This is a genomic window from Chitinophaga silvisoli (genome assembly GCF_003412465.1).
In the GTDB taxonomy this organism is placed as follows: Bacteria; Bacteroidota; Bacteroidia; order Chitinophagales; family Chitinophagaceae; genus Chitinophaga; species Chitinophaga silvisoli.
Genome location: NZ_QTJV01000002.1, coordinates 627,119 through 647,617 on the forward strand (window position 1 = coordinate 627,119; position 20,499 = coordinate 647,617).

A 20,499-nucleotide genomic window follows, 5' to 3' on the forward strand; every position below is an offset into this window, starting at 1 on the left:
TCCTGATTATCCTTTCGCCTGTTGTTGCACGGTTACTTTAGCACCATCCGTCAGGTTGATCTGACCAGCAGTGATCACCGTTTCGCCTTCATTCAGTCCTTCCCTTATTTCTACTTTGTCACCGAAAATGCGGCCTGCTATTACTTTACGCAGCTTAGCAGTATTGTTTTCGAATACATATACCTGGTTACTGTTTACACCACCTACAAAAGCAGTGCGTGGTACCAGGATCATTGGTGCAGCATTTTTGATATCGAAATGAGCGGTACCGAACATACCTGCGCGCAGTTGCTTGCCGCTGATGTTGGTAACTTCCATTTCTACAGGGTAGTTCAGGGTATTGTCACCTTTGGCAGCGATGAAAGTGATTTTACCTTCATAGCTTACTTCAGGGAATACATTGGTCGTTACATTTACTTTGTCTCCTTCTTTCAGGCTTACAACCTGGATTTCAGGCACAGATACCGCCAGTTTCAAACGGCTTACGTCTACGATGTCGAACAGTTTGTTGCCAGGGGAGAGGTAAGCACCCTGCTCTACATATTTCTTATTGATGATACCGGAGATCGGTGCTTTGATATAGGTATCGCTTACGCGGCGGGTAGCAGCAGCATAGCGGGTTTGCGCCAGTTCGTACTGCAGGGTGGCATCATCTACCTGTTTTTTGGTCACACCACCGGTTTTGAAGGCGGCTTCATATCTTTCTTTATCAACACGCAGTTGTTCGAGATTTACTTTTGCGGATTGCAGATCAGTACCCAGAATTTCACCATCTACATAGGCAATCACCTGACCTTGTTTCACCACGCTACCCTCGTCTACCAGCAGTTTGGTAATACGGCCGGAAGTTTCAGCCAGGTAGTCCAGCTCACGTACAGGTTCAAAGTTTCCGTTTGCAAGGAACCCCTGTGAAAAATCCTGTTTACTCACCTTTTCAGTCAACACTGAGATCTCACCTGCATTACTTTCCTTTACAAAATTAGTTTTGGCTTCGTTGGCTTTTTTATTGGCACCCAGTTTCCACATGATCAATACCACAGCGGCGATGGTCACTAAGGTCCAGATAATAATTTTTTTCATATAGTTCCAGTATACGGTTTTAAAGAAGGTGATTGTGTTAGTTCAACAGGGATTTAAGATTCCCGTTGGATTTGATAATGTCCAGCTCAGCCAGTTTATATTGCAACAATGCCTCGTTGTAGTTATTCTGTGCTTCTGTCAGTGATGTTTCTGAATCCAGCAGGTCAGTAAGGCTGGCCAGTCCCAGGTTGTAGTTGTTCTGGGTAGAGAGGTATACCTCATTTGCCAGTTCTACGTTTTCCTTTTGCGCGCGGATGGTGCTCAGGTTGTTCTGTGCCTGCAGTTTGGCATTTTCAAACTGTGTGTTCAGTGACAGTGCTACTTCTTCTTTCTGCTTACTCAGTTCTTTCAGTGTCACGTTTGCCTGGCTTACTCTTGAACGGCGTGCAAAACCATCGAAGATAGGCACCTTCAGTGTCAGGCTTACAGAAGCCATATCGTACCAGCTGGCAGTAGAGCCACCAGACTTGGATTTCAGGAAGTCGAACTTATCGCTGATACCGTTATAAGAATAGTTGCCACCCAACTGCAGACTAGGGTAGTACTGGGCGATGTATGCCTTTTTCTGGTAGTTCTGCAGTTCTTCCTGTTTGGTCAAGAGTTTATATTCAATTCTGTTGTCCAGTGTTACACCTCCGAAATCGGCAGCAGTCGCTGTTTTGCTTTCGATCTCTTTGAAGGAGGTAGCCGGCAGTTCCAGGGCAGTACCCATAGACATCCCCATTTGCATTTTCAGCTGATTGGCCTGGATCAGGAACTGGTTTTGTGCGTTGATGCGCTGTGTTTTATAGTTAGTGAGGTTTACACGCATTCTGTCCAGGTCTATTTTGCGGGCGAGGCCGTTTTCTACCTGGGTGGCAGTGGTGTTCACCAGTTGTTGCAGTTTGTCAATATTGGCATCCAGTACAATCGTTTTCTCACGGCTTACCAGTGCTGCATAGTAAAGACTGGTCACGTTGTAGATCACAGTTTCTTCACTCTGCACGGTTTGCATACGGTAATATTCTTCCCCTGCTTTTGCGGCTTTCAGGCCGGTGAATACAGACTGGTTGTAGACTTCCTGGGTAATGGAACCAGAAGCAACTACGTTGTGGGTTACACCAGCGGTAAGCAGTACAGTTTTTCCGGGTTCACCAACGAAATCACCAGGAATAGGCAACACCTGTTTCTTAATGTTGTTTGTATAACTTCCGTTGGCATTAACTTGCGGCAGTGCCTGACCTCTTACTTCACTGGTCTTGAACCTCCCCATATCTTCTTCAAGCCTGGTGCGGGCCAGGGCCTGATTGTTGGCGAGGGCATATTTCAGGCAGTCCTGTAAAGTCAGTGCGGATTGCGCATAGGAAGCCCTGATCCCCGCCAGGAGGACAAGTGTTAACATGATCTTTTTCATCCGTATGTTTCTTTGAATTACTTTTTAGTTGGCGGATTCGGTTTTAAGTGATGCTGGTGGTAGATTCTTCTTCTATATGTAGATATTGTGCTGCCAGTCTTCTTCCTTCCAGGGTAGCTACGCCCAGAATAAAATGTTTGGTCAGTTGCTCCATTACTTCATGCATATCAAACTGCATGACCGGGTACTGCTCAGTATCGAATACGGTTTCAAGCTGTAGTTGTCGCATACGGCTGATGATGTTCATATTCAGATCGTTTCTGTATAGCCCTTCTTCAATCCCACGCTGTAAATTCTCAGTAATTCCCTGCAGTACATAATCTTTCTTAAATTCTTCGATTCGCCGCCAGATAGCCGGATGGTATTTCTGTATTTCGTACAGCATGACAGGATTGACTGTTTTTCCCATCATCTCCATGTATTCCAGTTCCTTGATCAGCTCTTCAATAGCATTGGCGGAGTTTTGGCGAAAGTCCTGGAAATGTTCGATGTGACTGTTCAGTACGAATTTCATTCCTTCCAGCACCAGGTCCTCCTTATCTTCGAAATGCTCGTATACCGTCTTTTTGGATACGCCCGTTTCTTTCGATATGTCAAACATCGTTACGCTTTTGATGCCGTACAAGCGGAACATCTTCAGCGCATTCTCCATGATCCTTTCTTTTACGCCCATGTTATCCTCATTGCTTTATGCCTTTAACAAAAATCTCGGTAAGTAACCGCTGTTTATCTATGATCTTCTCTATTTCATCTGGTTCCAGTTCAAATTTAGGATTGATGCAATCCAATACTGAAAAGCGCAATCCCTCAATCGCCTGACTATATAAGGAAGCTAACTCACTGATATTCCGAATCTTGAAATCACCTGCTGCCACTCCTTTCTCCATAATGCGGGTCATCATTTTCTGTTCCCGTTCTTTCATAATAGCCATTACACGAAGTGTTTCTGCACTATTATCATTCAGGATCTTGAACATCTCCAGGCGACAGTACCTGAGTACAAACTGGCGTTTTATTTCAAGAAGGTTCATCAGGATGCTGGCCGCCGGCAGATCTTTCTCTGCCTCCATTTCCTGTTCTGATATAAAGTGTTCCCCGATCTTTTCAAGCACGGCAAAATGCAGGCTCTTTTTGTCGGAAAAATAATAATACAATGAAGCCTTTGAACAATGCAGATCGTCCGCAATCTCATTCATGGTAGTCTTGGAAGCAGTGTAATTAGAGAATCTCTTTAACGCTGCATCCAGGATCTTATCCCGCATTTCATCCTTGGTTTCTGCGATCATTAACTTTTTGACTTTTTTAGTTTCGAAGTCAAAAGTAGAAAGTTTTACGCAAATAGAGAAGAAAAGATGCCATTTAACAATTGATTAACTTTTCGAACTGAAAAGTCAAAAAGTCGGAATAAGCTATATACATCTATATATCAATCAGTTATAGGTATCACAATCTATAATTGGTAGGAGGGGATAGTTTATCAGGAGAATTTGAGGTTTAGCCGACACATTTCGACTATACATCTCAAAAAATGGAATTTGTGCGCTTAAGGCATTCCTTTTGTCTTTACATCAGCAAATCGAATCTATATGAAAAAGTTAATGTTCCTCTTTGTGGCAGTGATAGGTTTCACTGCAATAAGTAAAGCGCAGGTAAATGTTTCTATCAATATTGGCGCACAGCCGGCATGGGGTCCTACCGGTTATGACCACGTAGATTATTATTATCTGCCAGATATTGATTGTTATTATGACGTACCAAACAAGGTGTATGTATATCCCAATGGCAACAGCTGGGTAAGAGCTAAACAATTGCCTGCCAAATACCGCAATGTTGATTTGTATAGTGCTCACAAGGTAGTGATCAATGGTGATAACAGACCTTATATGAACGCTGCTAAATACCGCCAGGAATATGGTAGTTTCAAGGGTAGACACGACCAGACTCCGATTCGTGACAGCAGGGAAGAAAAATATTTCGAAAGCAAGGGTCATCCCCAGCACTCACAGTGGGTAAAGGATCATCCGGGCAATGATGGTAAGAAAGGTGGCAAGAAAGGTGGTAACAACCGTAATGACAGGAACGATCATCCAGGTCCTGACCATCACTAAGAATAATTATTTTATTAAAGGAAAAGCCGTCCTGCCAGGTGCAGGACGGCTTTCTCATTTGTAATGCTTGCCATACAAAATATCTTCTGAAGAACTTAGCTCAGTTTTTCGAGCGCCGCTTTCAGGGTAGCCAGCATAGCCGGGATTTCTTCTTTTACGCAGGTACCTACGCTCAGGCGATACCATGGAGACTGCTTGCTTGCACCGAATGCATAAAAAGGAACCAGGCCCAGTTTCGCTTCGTTCAGCAGGTAAGAAGTTACAGCTGCCTGGTCTTCCAGTACGGTACCATCAGCAGTTTTCTTGCCTTTAAGATCAATTTTCAGGGTCAGGTAGATAGCGGCCTGAGGAGCGATAGCTTCTACAGAATGACCTGCTTTTTTCAGGGCATCGAATCCTTCATAGATCTTTTCCAGTCTTTCCTCTACTTCAGCTTTGAAGCTTTTCAGGTAAGCGTTTACCTCATCTTTACGACGCAGGTAGCGGGCAGCAGCATGTTGTTCTGCCATCGGGCTCCATGCACCTACGTGAGACAGGATGGCTTTCATCTTGCCAATTACGTGTGCAGGACCCAGCGCCCAACCCACTCTTACACCGGTAGCAGCGAAAGCCTTACTCATACCATCGATGAAGATGGTGTAGTCTCTCAGTTCAGGACGCAGACCCACCGGTGTGTGGTGCTGGGTCTGACCAAAAGTAAGTACCCAGTACATCTGATCGAACAGAATGTACAGTGGTTTCTCATCCGCACCACGGCTCTTGTTTTCAGCAATTACCAGGTCGCAGATTTCTTCCAGCTGTTGCTTTCCGAAAGCAGTTCCGGTTGGGTTCTGCGGAGAGCAGAGTGCCAGCAGGGTAGCTCCTTTCAGCAGCGGTTTCAGTTCAGCAGCAGTAGGCATGAAATCGTTTTCCGGCTTGGTTTCCAGAACTACGTGTTCAGCCTCCAGGAAGTGAGTATAGTGATTGTTGTTCCAGGACGGAGTAGCATAAACTACCTTCTCCCCCCGGTCCAGGATTGTTCTGAAAGTGGCATAAATGATAGGACGACCTCCACAGGAAATCACGATCTCTTTGGTAGGATCGTAGGTCAGCTGCTCATGTTCGGCAATGAACTCGCTTACCGCCTTTCTCAGATCCAGGATACCATCAGCCGGTGGGTAGTTGGTTAATCCTTCCTTGTAGGCAGCAACTATCTCTTGCTCAAACTCAGCCGGAATGGGGAATACTTTGGGGTCAAAATCCCCAATCGTGAAATTGTAGATTTTCTCACCCTTGGCCTGCTTCTCCTTTATCTCACCGGCCAGCTTAATAATTTCAGACCCGATCAACGTTTCGGCTAAATGAGACAGTTTCATAACCCAAAAGATTTTTTAGTGTTTAATAGATTTTTTGCGCCCGCAAAGCTAACGGATATGCGACTCATTTAAAACAAATACCAGATTTTTTCATGACATTCCAAATTGAAAGCCTTATTTTGAAATTAATTCAATAAAATTGCCTTTTTTAAGCACCTCATCTAACATAACATTTTGTTATAATGTAGCTGGGATTAAGGGAGAGTACACATTGCTACAGGTCTTTTCCACATGCCCGTGCAGGTTTTATGTGGAAAAAAGCTATAGAATGCCGGATTCTAACGCTGTTCGTAGATTGACAATTCTTTCTATCTTTGTTTGCTCAGGTTGTATAACCTCACCGCCTTTACAGCGGAAATTCCTTAGTAAGCATAATAACAACATATCAACATGAAGTTTATCGTTTCTTCCTCTACTTTGTTAAAACAATTGCAGCAGATCAGCGGGGTTATCAACTCCAATACGGTATTGCCTATATTGGAAGATTTCCTTTTCATCATTGACAGGAACGAACTAACAGTAGTAGCTACAGACCTGGAGACTGTTATGAAAGTGAAGCTGGAGGTAGAAGCCAAGGAAGGCGGCCGTATCTGTATCCCCGCTAAAATCCTGATGGACTCCCTGAAAAATCTGCCTGATCAGCCACTGACTTTCAACATTGACCTGAATTCCTACGCGGTTGAAATCACTTCCGACAATGGTAAGTACAAGGTAATGGGCGAAAATCCGGAAAACTTCCCGAAAGAGCCGGCAGCAGATGATACTACCTCCTTTACAGTGACCTCTACCGCACTGGTAACCGCTATCAACAAGACCCTGTTTGCCGTGAGCAACGATGACCTGCGCCCTGCTATGACAGGTGTGTTCTTCGAGCTCACCCCAACCAGCCTGACTTTTGTAGCTACTGATGCACACCGTCTGGTAAAATATGTAAGAACCGGTGTGGAATGCCCTAAAGCAGAAACCTTCATCGTGCCCAAGAAGCCTTTGAACCTGCTGAAATCAGCCCTGCCGGACAATGATAGCGAAATCAAGATTGCTTATAGCCAGAATCACTTCTTTGTAACTCACGATGGTGCACAGATGATCTGTCGTCTGATCGATGCCCGTTTCCCTGATTATAAAGTCGTAATTCCAAAGGATAACCCATATCGCCTCACCCTGGTGAAGAGCGATTTCCAGAATGCACTGAAACGCGTGAGTGTTTTTGCTAACAAGAGCACCAATCAGGTAGCACTGAGCATTACCGGCAGCGAATTGCAACTCTCTGCACAGGATGTGGATTTCTCTTTTGAAGGTAATGAGCGCATGAGCTGTTCTTACACCGGCGATGATATGCAGATTGCTTTCAATGCGAAATTCCTCATTGAAATGCTGAATGCTGCTGAAGGTGATGAAATCACTATCGAGCTGTCTACACCCACTAAAGCAGGTATCCTGAAACCTTCTGAAAAAGAAGAAAATGAAGACCTGCTGATGCTGGTGATGCCGCTGATGCTGAATAACTAATTTTATATCTTCTCCTCAATAAAAAACGCTTTTGCCATTGGGCAAAAGCGTTTTTTTTGTTACTGACTATTTTTCTTTTATACATAACCCTATCACCCCCATAAGTCTGCCTTAAATATTGATCCACAGCCACTTTCAGCCTTTTTATTCCCCAAAAATGTCGTAAATTAATATAGCCATTGAACCCATAAATAAATTCCCGTATATGGAATCGTTCTTCAATAACATTCCTTCTTACTACCGCACCGCAATTCTCGTTGGTGGCCTGATCCTCCTTTGGGTCTTCGAAGGCGCTTTCCCCAGGTTCTACTTCAAATCTAACCGCTATCACCACGCCGGCACAAACCTCTTTTTCACACTCACTACCGCCATTGTAAACTTTACGCTCGCCTTCCTTATTGTCAAAGCCTGCTCATTCACCACAAACAAACATTTTGGGCTGCTTTACCTTGTACCATTACCTGACTGGCTTCACGCCATCCTCGCCCTGCTCATGATGGACCTGATCGGGGCCTACCTGGTTCACCTGATCCAGCACAAAATAGCCTGGATGTGGCATTTCCATAAAATCCACCACATCGACACCGCTGTAGATGCTACCACCGCCCTCCGGCACCACCCCATAGAAAGCATCTTCCGCGTTATCGCCCTCTTTGTCGCTGTCATCACTATGGGCATCCCCATCTGGATGGTATTCCTGTACCAAACCATCTCTGTATTCATGTCCCAGTTCAACCACGCCAATATCCACCTACCCAAATGGCTGGATAATGCCCTGAGCTGGATCATCGTATCACCAGACATGCATAAGGTACACCACAGCCATTTCCAGCCGGAAACAGACACTAATTATTCCAATATTTTTTCGATTTGGGACCGCCTCTTCGGCACGTTTAAGAAGGTACATGATACTACTTCCCTGAAGTATGGACTGGATGAATACCAGGATGAAAAGTACCAGGAGATAGGGGCATTACTCAAAGCACCGTTCGACAAACCTTTAAATCAATAAATATATGCAACAGCACACCACCTCTTCCACGTCCACTAAAGTAGCCTGCTACATTTCTTTGTTCGCAGGCGTATCATCCGCTGTGTATGCATTTGTGGCAAGAAACCCTGAAACAGGCCTTGTCTTCGCTATCGCAGCCATCATTATGGGCGGACTCTCAGATATAAAAGCCCGTAAGAGTATTGATGATATGCAGGTGGCTACCGCCGGTATATTCATGGCCGTAGTAGCCCTCGCTGTTACCTTATGGCAAATGTATAGCTGATTAACCCCACGGAGGAGAAGAGTGAACTTACTTACGTGACTTCACCTTTTTTCCTCCTGTTTCTTTCCTGTATTTTTCAAGATACCCCTCTGCGGCCTTCACAGGAAATAATACCAGTGATGTATCCGTCAGCTCCCTGATAATGGCGGTATCCACAGTTCTCGTACTATCCGATGATTTTACTCCTTCTGCATGATTCCAAAGCAACAGCGTATCATGTTGTAACTCCCATTTCTCATACACCAGCGAATACATATTGATGGCAAGCACCTTCCTGTTCTTCCTCAACTCCATCCCCTGCCACTCATTATCCTTCCCGGTCACAGGCTGCAACCACTTACCAATCAGCTTTGCCGTGTCTATCACTACCGTATCCGCCACAACTGTAACAGTTGAGTCCTCTACAATCACAGGCGTTGTATCCGCTGCCGGCGCTATGGCCGGAGTATCCACAACAGCGCCCTCCTTCGCAGGCGTACGCGACTGATGACAGGCAAATGAAAAGATGGTGATAAAACCCACCAGCAGAATGCTATTTTTCATATGCTCAAAGATATGGACTTTTTCCCCTACCTTTATGCCTCACTTTAGGGGTGTTTTCCAGGCCACCATACCCGGAAAGCTGAGATGAGACCCTCAGTACCTGACGCAGCTCATACTGCCGTAGGGAAAAGTACCTGGTACCGCGTTCCGCACTATCAGGAATTAACTGAATCCTCACATCTTCTACCATCCTTAAAGTTTATTGTTTCACCTTAATTCATGCACTCATGGAAGTGACTGTAAACAATAAACTTTATGCGGTGCAGCAGGGGACAACCATCGCTGCACTCTTACAGTTTATCCAATTACCATCAGACAAAGGTCTGGCCGTCGCCATCAACAGGGAAGTCATCCCTAAACCCGCATGGCCGCAACACGTATTGCAAACCGCAGATAGTATTACCATCATCCGCGCTACCCAGGGAGGCTAATTTCCTTTTCTGAACAAGCATCTGTGCACTGCAGGGATTCCCCCTCGCAGCAGGACTTCCTATTTCTTCACTCATCTTATTTTTTGTATGAAAATCGAAAACATTTCACGCACGCCATTACCCGCGTCCAGGAAAATTTACATCAATGGCGTAGCCATGAGAGAAATAACGCTGACACCTACACGCCTCCACGGCACCAAGGGAGAAACCACACCTAATGAACCCCTCATCGTGTACGATACAAGCGGACCTTACACCGATCCAAACATCGATATCGATGTACGCAAAGGCCTGCCCAGGCTGCGCGCCGGCTGGACTTCCAACAAAAAAAATGAAACGCAGTTATCCTACGCACGCAAAGGCATTATCACACCGGAAATGGAATACATCGCCATCCGCGAAAACCAGGGTGCCACTGAACAATACATTACACCCGAATTCATCAGACAGGAAGTAGCCGCGGGCAGGGCTATCATCCCTGCCAATATCAATCATCCGGAATGTGAACCAATGATCATAGGACGTAAATTCCTCGTAAAGATCAATGCCAACATCGGCAATTCCGCCGTGACTTCCAGCATCGAAGAAGAAGTGGAGAAAGCTGTATGGGCCTGCCGCTGGGGCGCTGATACCATCATGGATCTCAGCACCGGGAAAAACATTCACGAAACCCGGGAATGGATCCTCCGCAACTCACCCGTACCCATTGGCACCGTTCCCATTTACCAGGCACTGGAAAAAGTAAATGGAAAAGCAGAAGACCTCAGCTGGGAAATCTTCCGTGATACAATTATCGAACAGGCTGAACAGGGTGTAGACTACTTCACTATTCATGCAGGTGTACTGCTGCGCTATATACCGCTGACAGCCAATCGCATGACGGGCATCGTATCCCGCGGGGGCTCCATCATGGCCAAATGGTGCCTGGCACACCACAAAGAAAACTTCCTCTATACCCACTTCGAAGAGATCTGCCAGATCATGAAGACCTACGATGTCTCTTTTTCATTAGGCGATGGTCTGCGCCCCGGTAGCATTGCCGATGCCAATGATGCCGCACAGTTTGCAGAACTGGAAACCCTGGGCGAACTCACTAAAATAGCCTGGAAACACGATGTACAGGTCATGATCGAAGGCCCGGGCCACGTACCCATGCACCTGATCAAAGAAAATATGGACAAGCAACTGGAACATTGCCATGAAGCGCCTTTCTATACATTAGGGCCATTGACGACGGATATCGCACCCGGTTATGACCATATTACATCCGCCATCGGTGCCGCTATGATCGGCTGGTTTGGTACTGCGATGCTCTGCTATGTGACTCCCAAGGAACACTTGGGCTTACCCAACAAAGAAGATGTTCGCCAGGGCGTGATCACCTACAAGATTGCCGCTCATGCAGCAGACCTTGCCAAAGGCCATCCTGGTGCACAACACAGGGATAACGCCCTTAGCAAAGCACGCTTTGAATTCCGCTGGGAAGATCAGTTCAATCTTGCACTGGACCCCGATACCGCCCGCTCTTATCACGATGAAACCCTGCCTGCAGAAGGAGCCAAGGTCGCACACTTCTGCTCTATGTGCGGACCACACTTCTGTTCCATGAAGATCACCCAGGAAATAAGGGAAGCTGGTATGGCGGAAAAAGCCAGCGCATTTCGTGAACAGGGAAGTACTATTTATTCATAATCTGACAGTTATATAATCGCGGTACAGTTTTGGGATCAATGATTCAAACACCAATACTTTGATACAGATCATCACACATACAGGCAAGATAAACCACGAACCAACCCTCTGGTTACAACTTTTACAGGAAGGTGCTGATAGTATTCTGGTACGCAAACCGGGATGGCAGGAGGCGGATTATGAGATGTTATTGCTCGCGGCAAATCCCTCCTGTTACCCTCATCTTATCATCGCCAATCACCCTGTTTTATGTGAGCGCTATGGTCTGCTGGGGATACATTTTGGGGAAGCCATCAGGGGATCTGTTTCGCAGGAAGAGCTGCTCAGGTACCAACAGTCAGGCTGCATACTCAGTACCAGTATTCATAGTGTGCAGACCTTGCCGGTAGTAAGTAATATCTGGAGTCAGGTGCTTCTGAGCCCGGTGTTTGACAGCATCTCCAAAGCTGGATATATGGCCGCGTTTGACACAAACTTCCGTTTGGACAAAGATGGCTATGCAGGCAATGTTCTTGCATTAGGCGGCATCAATCAGCATACGGCTGACAAAGCCCGCCATATGCGCTTCGATGGCATTGCCCTGCATGGAGCCCTCTGGCAACACCCGGAACGTGCAGTACGGAACTTTATCAGTATCCGCGATGCATGGTCAGGCAATTCATTCAGCTCATCATGATTTCTATACAGTACATTTCACAGCAGACTGACACCTACTCACACCTGGACAATATCAGAATGGCCTGCGAAGCAGGCTGTAAGTGGATTCAATTGCGCATGAAGCAGGCAGATATTCCCACTATTACAGCCACCGCAGCCCTGGCAAAAGAGGTGTGCGATGCGCATGGTGCCACACTTATTATCAATGATCACCCGGACATTGCTGCCCTGGTAGATGCTCACGGCACCCACGTAGGTAAAGAGGATATGACAGTAGCTGCCGCCCGTAGAATATTAGGCCCACATAAAATAGTAGGTGGTACTGCCAATACACTCGAAGACATTCTGCAACACGTTGCAGATGGTGCCGACTATGTAGGCATAGGCCCTTATCGCTTTACAAAGACCAAAGAAAAACTGAGTCCGATCCTGGGCCTGGAAGGGATTCGCAACATCATGGCACAGCTGGATGTAAAGATCCCCGTAATTGCCATCGGCGGCATTACCATGGAGGATGTTCCCGATTTATTCAGGACAGGTATCCAGGGTATTGCCGTTAGCGGACTTATAACTCACGCTACTGACAAACGCCAGCTTTTATCTTCTCTTTATCAAACCATACCACATGCAATCACTTCAAATAGCTGATCATACATTTAGTTCACGGCTCTTTACAGGTACAGGGAAGTTTTCTTCCTTACAACTGATGGAACAGGCGTTGCTGGCTTCTGCCACACAACTGGTCACAGTAGCGCTTAAGAGAGTGGACATCCAGGACACCGGCGATAACATGCTGCGCCACCTGCAATCTTTCAAACTAATGCCGAATACCTCCGGCGTACGAACTGCCAGCGAAGCAGTGTATGCTGCACAATTAGCCAGGGAAGCACTGGAAACAAACTGGATAAAACTGGAAATACATCCTGATCCCCGCTACCTGATGCCGGACCCTATTGAAACCCTGAAAGCCGCCGAAGAACTGGTGAAACTCGGTTTCATTGTGCTGCCTTATATACATGCAGATCCTGTATTGTGCAAAAGGTTAGAGCAGGTGGGTGTGGCAGCAGTCATGCCACTGGGATCCCCCATAGGCAGTAACAAAGGCTTGCGCACTGCTGATTTCCTGGAGATCATTATTGAGCAAAGCCAGATACCTGTGGTAGTTGATGCAGGTATCGGCAGTCCCTCCGATGCCGCAAAAGCCATGGAGATGGGTGCAGATGCTGTACTCGTCAACACAGCTATTGCAGTAGCCAAAGATCCTGTAGCCATGGCACAGGCATTTGCAACAGCGGTAGTAGCAGGCAGGATGGCTTACGAAGCAGGACTACCACCGGTATATAAACAGGCTGTGGCTTCCAGCCCTCTTATTGGATTCCTGGATGAAGTATAAGTATGGCAGATTTTAAAACACTCTTTTCCCAATATGATTGGGAGCAGGTAAAAGACAGCATTTATGCAAAGACCCCTGCAGATGTAGAACAGGCTTTGCATAGCACCAGGCGCACGATCGAAGACTTCAAAGCATTGATATCTCCGGCCGCAGCACCCTATTTGTCCGATATGGCTCATATGAGCCAGCAACTTACCAGACAGCGCTTTGGCAATACCATGCAGTTGTATATTCCGCTTTACCTCAGCAATGAATGCCAGAACATCTGTACCTATTGCGGGTTTAGTCTTGATAACAAAATTGCCCGCAAAACGCTGAACAGGGAAGAAGTACTGGCGGAAGTAAAGGCCATCAAAGATATGGGATACGACCATGTATTGCTGGTGACAGGCGAGGCGCAGCAAACCGTAGGCCTTCCTTATTTCAGGGAAATGCTGGAGCTGATCCGGCCTCATTTTTCCAACATATCTATGGAGGTACAGCCCATGGATCAATCAGATTATGAGGCGCTCATTCCACTGGGACTGCACAGCGTATTGGTTTACCAGGAAACGTATCATGAAGCGGATTATAAACTGCATCATCCCAAAGGGCGTAAATCGAATTTCCATTATCGTCTCGAAACGCCTGATCGCTTAGGAAAAGCGGGCATTCACAAAATAGGGCTGGGGGTATTAATTGGATTGGAAGACTGGCGTACAGATAGTTTCTTTACCGCATTGCATCTGCAATACCTGGAAAGGACCTACTGGCAAACACGCTACAGTCTCTCATTTCCACGTTTGCGCCCTTGTGCAGGCGGCTTAACGCCAAAGGCGGTGATGAATGACAGGGAGCTGGTGCAATTGATCTGTGCATATAGATTATTATCACCGGAGCTGGAGCTAAGTCTTTCTACACGGGAATCTCCCAGCTTCAGAGATCATGTGATACAACTGGGTATTACTACTATGAGTGCGGGTTCGCGGACGAATCCGGGAGGTTATACCCTGGGAGATGATTCACTGGAGCAATTTGAAATTTCAGATGAACGTGATCCGGGAATGATTGCGGAGATGCTTAGAAACAAAGGCTATGAGGCCGTCTGGAAAGACTGGGACAGAGCTTTCTAAACCCGGCATTTGTCAGCCTGCTGCAAAAAATACAACAGTCCCGCCTGCAGACGGGACTGTTATTTTTACCTAAATCCATTACTGAAATTGTTACTTATAAACATAAGTAGCCGTTTATTCTTTGAATTCAAATGTAAGTTGCGCATAATGAACAACAGCATTCCGCTTCATTTTGAACAAAAAGAACAGCCATGCTTATAATGAACAGGATGTTCAGTGAACTACTTTCTCCAGGTCACGGTAAGTCCTTACGGTATCATGTGCACTTCTCAGTGCCCTGCGTTGATTGGCGATCAGCTCACGGATACTATATGGCATTGAGATATCAGAGCCCAGTACATCCTCATAGGTCCGCTGGGTGGCATCTTCTCCATACTCGCATGCAGACAGAATAGAATGCCTGTCATGCCCGGAGAAGGTCGCTTTTACATCCATCCAGGTTCTGTACAGCTTACCATAAATAGTAGTATTGTGTGTAGACTCCGCGCCACCATCCTGCAATATACCGTTCAGTTGATCTATATAAGTAATACTTTCTTCTCTCATTCTTTGGAACAATGCTTTCAGATCAGCATCATCTGTCTGATCAATGGCTTTCAGATATCCCGCTTCCCGGTCATTATTGATCCTGATCAGATCATTCAGGGCCTCTATCAATTTCTCGTTCAATTGCATGATGATAGTTTTTAAATGAATGAAGAATGTTGTGTTCTTTCTAAAATAAAATTCAAAAATTTTACCAGCCTTTTCTGAACGGAGGTTTAGCAGCTGGTCCGCAATGAATATACTTACTGCCAGCGGAAAGCACTCATCAGTAGCGTACATTTTACCTCCCTACGGGGAATATGTTCTACATAGCTTTTCGGCCGCAAATGCAGTATGTATAAGGATTCCGGGGCGCTAAAACGGTTTACACCGCTGTCAGAAGCACATCTCCGGGAAGAGCTGCTTAACTGGCACAAATTTTCTATTCTTTAAGATAACCAAATCTTTTTGATATGAACGGCTTACTTTATTTAATTGCGATTATTCTGATCATCGGATGGATTTTGGGCGTGTTTGTTTACTCCGCGGGCAGCCTGATACATGCCTTACTGGTATTGGCCATTATTGCTATCCTCGTAAATATAATACGCGGCAGAGCTGTTTAACGGCCTGCCTCAGAATAAGGAATTTCATCGACTACAGCCGGCTGAAGAGCATTATCCTCTTCAGTCGGCTGTAGTTTTTTTACCTTAAAAACCAATCTCTCTTTAAGCACGTATATCAATTTACACGTTTGAGAAACCGCCCGATGGGCACCAGGATATATATAGTCATGTGATGTTTGTTTTAATTCTCTAATATTTAAATTCCTTCTTATGTTCACACGGAAGACCCACTCCGAAACCAGCAATGGTCTTGAGGATGGCATTGCCATGCCTAACGTACATCGTCGTACATTCTTAAAATATGCAGGTATGGGAGCAGCCGTACTTTCAACAGGATCTGTACTTAGCAGTTGTAGTAGCGATGATGACAATGATGGCACCGGTGTAAGCCTTGGCAGCGGCGATACTGCTGTATTAAATTATGCTTTCGCACTGGAACAGCTGGAAGCGGCTTTCTACACCCAGGTGATCTTAACCCCGTATACAGGCATCAGCGACGAGGAAATGTCTTTTCTGACTGATATACGAAATCATGAAATTGCTCACAGGGAATTCTTCCGCAAAGCCTTAAGTACATCGGCTATCCAGGATTTACAGGTTGATTTCAGCAGTATTGATTTTACCAGCAGAGACAAGGTACTGGCAGCAGCACAGACATTCGAAGACCTCGGTGTATCTGCATACAACGGTGCAGGTAAATATATAACCACACCGGCTTACCTGGGCCTGGCAGGCAAAATTGTATCTGTAGAAGCCCGCCATGCAGCGTACATCCGCGACCTGGTAAGCGCAGGCTCCTTCTCATCGAATGCTGACAGTAATGGGTTGGATGCAGCTAAAACACCTGCAGATGTATTTGCAGCTGCCGGCGTTTACATCAAAACAAAGATCAATACAAATACTCTCCCCAAATAACTTATAAAAAACTACACTCATGGACCTGCAAAATATCTTTTCTGAAATAGAGAAAAAAGACCCTGAAATATATGAGAGGCTGGATACCCGCAGAAATGTGATGAAGCAGTTTGGCCGTGTATTAGCCATGTCAGCAGTGCCCTTCGCCCTGGGCGGCATGCTCAAAAAAGCATATGGCCGTACCCCGGCGGATGTACTGGCTGTGCTCAACTTCGCCCTGACACTGGAATACCTGGAAGCGGAGTTTTATGCGCAAGCGATCACTCATACGTCCCTGTTCCCAACAGCTGCATCGCTACAGGCATTCACCACCATCGGCACTCATGAAACTGCACACGTAGCTTTCCTGAAATCCGCGATTACCAGTGCAAGTGGTACACCTGTCGATAAACCTACCTTTGATTTCACGGCAGGAGGTACATTCAGCAATGTATTTACCAACTACGGTACACTGCTCGGTGTTGCACAGGCATTTGAAGATACGGGTGTCAGGGCCTACAAAGGACAGGCCGCTACGCTGATGGAAAATTCTACCGTACTTACAGCAGCCCTGCAGATTCACTCCATCGAAGCAAGGCATGCGGCGCACATCCGCTCTATGCGCAGAGCACTGACTGGCGATACTAAAATCAAACCATGGATTACCGGCAAGTATACGGATATCGCGGCCACACAACCGGTATATAATGGGGAGGAAAATGAAATACAGGCCAATGTAACGATCACAGGTATCGCTACACAGGTAACGCAGGATGCAGCCACAGAATCGTTTGATGAACCGCTGACAAAAGAGGCGGTGTTAGAGATTGCGAATTTATTTATCGTTTAATTAATACATTCCGCTTAATACGTTCCGGCGGCCGAAGGCCGAAAAAAATTTTTTTAAGGAAAATGCTTTTGCCCATGGCAGAAGCATTTTTTCTTAAAGGGCTTTACCTTTGCTGACATGAGAAAATATCTTTTGTTTAGCCTGCTCTTCGCAGCCTGCAGCACCTCCCGTCATTCTGTGAATACTTCGGATGTATCTCAGCTCCGCCTTTTACACAAACAAACTGTTCCATACAACACGCCATTCAATGGCACTACGATAGGAGGGCTCTCAGGTATTGACTACGACAGCTCCCGCAATGTATACTACCTCATCTGCGATGACCGCTCGGAACACCAGGCAGCCCGTTTTTACACGGCCCGGGTGCCGGTGAATGGCGACAAAATAACTTTCACTGCTGTGACTTCACTTCCTATGCCCGATGGCCGTCCATTCCCCGCTACCAAAAACCTGGCACCGGATCCGGAAGCCATGCGTTACAATCCTCATAGCGATCACCTGGTCTGGAGCAGCGAGGGAGAACGTATTATCAATGCTAAAGACACCATTTTAAAAGATCCTGCTGTTTATGAAATATCCAGGGAAGGGCAGTTTATCGGCTCATTCCCCATTCCTGCACAATTGCATATGCAGGCCACGAACAATGGCCCCCGCAAGAATGGCACCTTCGAAGGCCTGGGTATCACTCCTGATGGAAAGTATATGTTTGTCAGTGTAGAAGAACCCCGTTATGAAGATGGTCCACGTGCAGATCTGAGAGATAAAAGCGCCTGGATCCGCATTATCAAATACAGCCTGCAAACAAGGCAGCCCATAGCTCAGTTTGCCTACAGACTGGCACCTATAGCAGCCGCACCGGCACCAGCAGATGCCTTTGCCATCAATGGTATTCCGGATATCCTCGTATTGTCAGATACCCGGCTCCTCATCATGGAACGCTCTTTCTCCACAGGCGTAAAGAATTGCACGATCCGTCTTTATAAGGCAGACCTGTCTCATGCTTCAGATGTATCGGCGATCCAGTCATTGCAGACCGATACCCACTTCACACCTGTTGCGAAAAAGCCTTTGTTCAATTTTGAAAGTCTGGATACCTATGTGGATAATGTGGAAGGGATGAGTTTCGGACCAAGGTTGCCAAACGGCCACAGAAGCCTTATATGTGTGGCTGACAATAATTTTTCTGACCAAGAAGAAACGCAGTTTTACATCTTCGAAATCAAATAACAATACTATTTTATCAATGAGTGGTATCATCTGGTTGTATACTTGGAGATCCACTTAATGTCAACTATATTAGAGAATCATTCGAGATCTTGAATGTATAATCTATGCCAATTTTTAGGCTATCCGTGAAAACCCTATATTCCATTTGATGCAGTCAGAATAATAGGTTCTCCACTTGTCACGAGCACAGTGTGTTCATGCTGGGCCACAAAACTACCATCCTTGGTGATTAGTGTCCAGCCATCCCCCGAAGTATCAGCATAGTTTGCCCCTGTAGAGATAAATGTCTCAATAGCGACCACAGAATTACTGCGGAAACGGGTTCTGTTGAACCGGTCGTAGAAGTTAGGGATTTCTCGGGGAGCTTCGTGCAGACTTCTGCCTATGCCATGGCCGACCAGGTTCCTGATGACCCGGTATCCTTTTTCTTTGGCGGCATCTTCTACAATACGACCAATGTGGGCCAGGCGTACGCCATCGCTGATATTGCGGATGGCCTTGTGCAGGATTTCGATAGAGGCATTGATAAGGGCTGCATGCCGGAACAGGTCTTCTCCCAGTACAAAAGAGCCTCCATTGTCAGCATAATACCCTGCCAGTTCAGCAGAAACATCGATATTGACGAGATCACCAGGCTGCAAAATTCTTTGTGCGGAGGGGATGCCGTGGGCCACTTCGTTGTTCACACTGATGCAGGTATAACCAGGGAAATTGTAAGTCAGTTTCGGGGCCGATCTGGCACCCATTTGGGTTAATAAAGCACCGCCATACTCATCCAGTTCTTTGGTAGACATGCCGGGAGCGGCATATTGACGCATCAGCTGCAACACCTTACCAACTACTTCACTGATGGCCTGCATGCCACTTAGTTCTGCTGTGGATGTAATGGACATAATTCCTTCTTTTTATCTGGAAAAGGGTATTACACTTAGCCATGAACTTCCTTTTCCAGGAATGTTTTAAATCAGTTTTTCCAGACAGGCTACGATGCTTGCGTGGATGTCCGCAATAGGCAGCATGCTGTCTGTTTTATCATAACATACTATTTTGGTAATGGCAGGGTCTGTATCTGCCAGTACTTCATATTCTTTTCTCACTGCCAGCTGGAGGGAGAAGTCTTTTTCATGGATGTCTTCCTTGCCATTCAGGTAGCTACGGTCTTCATGCTTCATTCTCCTGGTCAGCGCCTGTTCAGTGTGGGAGAAGGGCACATCCAGGTAAATGGAGAGATCCGGCTGGGGAATGCGGTTGTACTCGTATTCAAACATGTTAATCCATTCACGCAATTCCTGCTTTTCGGTCTCTGTGTCTAGCTTCGCGCATTGAAAGGCGATATTCGACAGCACATACCTGTCTACCAGAACGGTATAGCCATTGGCCAGCCATTCATTGATGGTGCTGGCAAAGTCTTTCCTGTCTTCGGCAAAAATGAGGGCTACCAGCTGCGGGTGTACATTTTTCACATCTCCGAACTCACCGCGCAGGAATTTTGCCACCAGGTCGCCAAATACGCCACCGTTCTGACTTCTTGGAAAGTGGATGAAGCGGGTTTCAATACCCTGCTGGTGATAGTAATTGCTTAGTAAGTCAATCTGGGTCGATTTTCCTGCTCCATCGAGTCCTTCTACGGCTATGAATCTGCTTTTTCGCATTGATCTGGTTTAGGGGGTAAAGATATTACATCTGTTTTCCATTTGGAAAATCTGTTTCTGTTGGGGAAATAGTTCCTGTTCGGAAGAATCACTGTATAAAATAGGATCCGGGTGCAGGATCGGGTTTGCCGTAGTATGTCTGGTATGCATTTTTAAGGCTAACCCATCTGTAACC

At 46.2% G+C, this 20,499-nt stretch carries 23 protein-coding genes and 1 riboswitch; of the genes, 14 read left to right on the forward strand and 9 right to left on the reverse strand.

Annotated elements, in window-relative coordinates; all coding sequences use genetic code 11:
• Positions 1-6: 6 nt before the first annotated feature.
• From DXN04_RS08665 to DXN04_RS08680, 4 genes are read right to left on the reverse strand one after another with little or no spacing between them, the layout of a single operon-like run.
• Positions 7-1,080, reverse strand: coding sequence for an efflux RND transporter periplasmic adaptor subunit (locus DXN04_RS08665; protein ID WP_116852939.1), 1,074 nt, complete (start codon positions 1,078-1,080; stop codon positions 7-9).
• A 37-nt stretch (positions 1,081-1,117) separates the two neighbouring features.
• Complete coding sequence (locus tag DXN04_RS08670; RefSeq protein WP_116852941.1) at positions 1,118-2,473, reverse strand: TolC family protein; 1,356 nt, start codon at positions 2,471-2,473, stop codon at positions 1,118-1,120.
• 43 nt (positions 2,474-2,516) lie between these two features.
• Positions 2,517-3,146 (reverse strand): TetR/AcrR family transcriptional regulator, encoded by a 630-nt coding sequence (locus tag DXN04_RS08675; RefSeq protein ID WP_116852943.1) that lies wholly within the window; start codon positions 3,144-3,146, stop codon positions 2,517-2,519.
• 7 nt (positions 3,147-3,153) lie between these two features.
• Entirely contained in the window at positions 3,154-3,759 is a 606-nt protein-coding gene (locus DXN04_RS08680; protein ID WP_116852945.1) for a TetR/AcrR family transcriptional regulator, read from the reverse strand.
• A gap of 300 nt (positions 3,760-4,059) precedes the next feature.
• Here DXN04_RS08680 and DXN04_RS08685 point away from each other — a divergent pair, with 300 nt between their 5' ends.
• Entirely contained in the window at positions 4,060-4,581 is a 522-nt protein-coding gene (locus DXN04_RS08685; protein ID WP_116852947.1) for a hypothetical protein, read from the forward strand.
• A gap of 95 nt (positions 4,582-4,676) precedes the next feature.
• Here DXN04_RS08685 and DXN04_RS08690 read toward each other — a convergent pair whose 3' ends face one another.
• Complete coding sequence (locus DXN04_RS08690) at positions 4,677-5,936, reverse strand: pyridoxal phosphate-dependent aminotransferase (RefSeq protein WP_116852948.1); 1,260 nt, start codon at positions 5,934-5,936, stop codon at positions 4,677-4,679.
• 390 nt (positions 5,937-6,326) lie between these two features.
• On the opposite strand from DXN04_RS08690, the gene dnaN reads away from it, so the two are divergent.
• From dnaN to DXN04_RS08705, 3 genes are all read left to right on the forward strand, one after another.
• Positions 6,327-7,445: a DNA polymerase III subunit beta gene (gene dnaN, locus DXN04_RS08695; protein WP_116852950.1), complete on the forward strand. Its 1,119-nt coding sequence runs from the start codon at positions 6,327-6,329 to the stop codon at positions 7,443-7,445.
• A gap of 205 nt (positions 7,446-7,650) precedes the next feature.
• On the forward strand, positions 7,651-8,457 hold the full coding sequence (locus DXN04_RS08700; RefSeq protein ID WP_116852951.1) for a sterol desaturase family protein: 807 nt from the start codon (positions 7,651-7,653) through the stop codon (positions 8,455-8,457).
• A 4-nt stretch (positions 8,458-8,461) separates the two neighbouring features.
• On the forward strand, positions 8,462-8,722 hold the full coding sequence (locus tag DXN04_RS08705) for a hypothetical protein (protein ID WP_116852952.1): 261 nt from the start codon (positions 8,462-8,464) through the stop codon (positions 8,720-8,722).
• Positions 8,723-8,749: 27 nt separating this feature from the next.
• On the opposite strand, the gene DXN04_RS08710 is transcribed toward DXN04_RS08705, so the two are convergent.
• A complete protein-coding gene (locus tag DXN04_RS08710; RefSeq protein WP_116852953.1) occupies positions 8,750-9,265 on the reverse strand; it encodes a lipocalin family protein in 516 nt (171 codons plus the stop codon).
• Positions 9,266-9,301: 36 nt separating this feature from the next.
• Positions 9,302-9,409: riboswitch (TPP riboswitch) on the forward strand.
• A gap of 83 nt (positions 9,410-9,492) precedes the next feature.
• On the opposite strand from DXN04_RS08710, the gene thiS reads away from it, so the two are divergent.
• The 6 genes from thiS (at position 9,493) to thiH (ending at position 14,550) form a co-directional block, all read left to right on the forward strand.
• Positions 9,493-9,696: a sulfur carrier protein ThiS gene (thiS, locus tag DXN04_RS08715; protein ID WP_116852954.1), complete on the forward strand. Its 204-nt coding sequence runs from the start codon at positions 9,493-9,495 to the stop codon at positions 9,694-9,696.
• Positions 9,697-9,783: 87 nt separating this feature from the next.
• A complete protein-coding gene (thiC, locus tag DXN04_RS08720) occupies positions 9,784-11,388 on the forward strand; it encodes a phosphomethylpyrimidine synthase ThiC (RefSeq protein WP_116852955.1) in 1,605 nt (534 codons plus the stop codon).
• 58 nt (positions 11,389-11,446) lie between these two features.
• Positions 11,447-12,064, forward strand: a complete 618-nt coding sequence (locus tag DXN04_RS08725; protein ID WP_158568912.1) for a thiamine phosphate synthase — start codon at positions 11,447-11,449, stop codon at positions 12,062-12,064.
• Positions 12,034-12,693, forward strand: coding sequence for a thiamine phosphate synthase (locus DXN04_RS08730; protein ID WP_233525544.1), 660 nt, complete (start codon positions 12,034-12,036; stop codon positions 12,691-12,693). The genes DXN04_RS08725 and DXN04_RS08730 overlap by 31 nt, the downstream gene beginning before the upstream one ends.
• Positions 12,671-13,438, forward strand: coding sequence for a thiazole synthase (locus DXN04_RS08735; RefSeq protein ID WP_116852957.1), 768 nt, complete (start codon positions 12,671-12,673; stop codon positions 13,436-13,438). The genes DXN04_RS08730 and DXN04_RS08735 overlap by 23 nt, the downstream gene beginning before the upstream one ends.
• A gap of 2 nt (positions 13,439-13,440) precedes the next feature.
• Entirely contained in the window at positions 13,441-14,550 is a 1,110-nt protein-coding gene (gene thiH / locus DXN04_RS08740; RefSeq protein WP_116852958.1) for a 2-iminoacetate synthase ThiH, read from the forward strand.
• 213 nt (positions 14,551-14,763) lie between these two features.
• On the opposite strand, the gene DXN04_RS08745 is transcribed toward thiH, so the two are convergent.
• Positions 14,764-15,225 (reverse strand): ferritin-like domain-containing protein, encoded by a 462-nt coding sequence (locus tag DXN04_RS08745; protein WP_116853391.1) that lies wholly within the window; start codon positions 15,223-15,225, stop codon positions 14,764-14,766.
• 323 nt (positions 15,226-15,548) lie between these two features.
• Here DXN04_RS08745 and DXN04_RS08750 point away from each other — a divergent pair, with 323 nt between their 5' ends.
• From DXN04_RS08750 to DXN04_RS08770, 4 genes are all read left to right on the forward strand, one after another.
• Positions 15,549-15,701: a lmo0937 family membrane protein gene (locus tag DXN04_RS08750; RefSeq protein ID WP_116852959.1), complete on the forward strand. Its 153-nt coding sequence runs from the start codon at positions 15,549-15,551 to the stop codon at positions 15,699-15,701.
• A gap of 210 nt (positions 15,702-15,911) precedes the next feature.
• Complete coding sequence (locus tag DXN04_RS08760; RefSeq protein WP_116852961.1) at positions 15,912-16,616, forward strand: ferritin-like domain-containing protein; 705 nt, start codon at positions 15,912-15,914, stop codon at positions 16,614-16,616.
• 19 nt (positions 16,617-16,635) lie between these two features.
• Positions 16,636-17,445 carry a ferritin-like domain-containing protein gene (locus tag DXN04_RS08765; RefSeq protein ID WP_116852962.1) on the forward strand — a complete coding sequence of 270 codons (810 nt, stop codon included), beginning with the start codon at positions 16,636-16,638 and terminating at the stop codon, positions 17,443-17,445.
• Between the two features lie 117 nt (positions 17,446-17,562).
• A complete protein-coding gene (locus DXN04_RS08770) occupies positions 17,563-18,672 on the forward strand; it encodes an esterase-like activity of phytase family protein (RefSeq protein WP_116852963.1) in 1,110 nt (369 codons plus the stop codon).
• Positions 18,673-18,806: 134 nt separating this feature from the next.
• On the opposite strand, the gene map is transcribed toward DXN04_RS08770, so the two are convergent.
• On the reverse strand, positions 18,807-19,565 hold the full coding sequence (gene map, locus DXN04_RS08775) for a type I methionyl aminopeptidase (RefSeq protein ID WP_116852964.1): 759 nt from the start codon (positions 19,563-19,565) through the stop codon (positions 18,807-18,809).
• A gap of 66 nt (positions 19,566-19,631) precedes the next feature.
• Positions 19,632-20,324, reverse strand: a complete 693-nt coding sequence (gene tmk / locus DXN04_RS08780; protein WP_116852965.1) for a dTMP kinase — start codon at positions 20,322-20,324, stop codon at positions 19,632-19,634.
• Positions 20,325-20,499 lie beyond the last annotated feature (175 nt).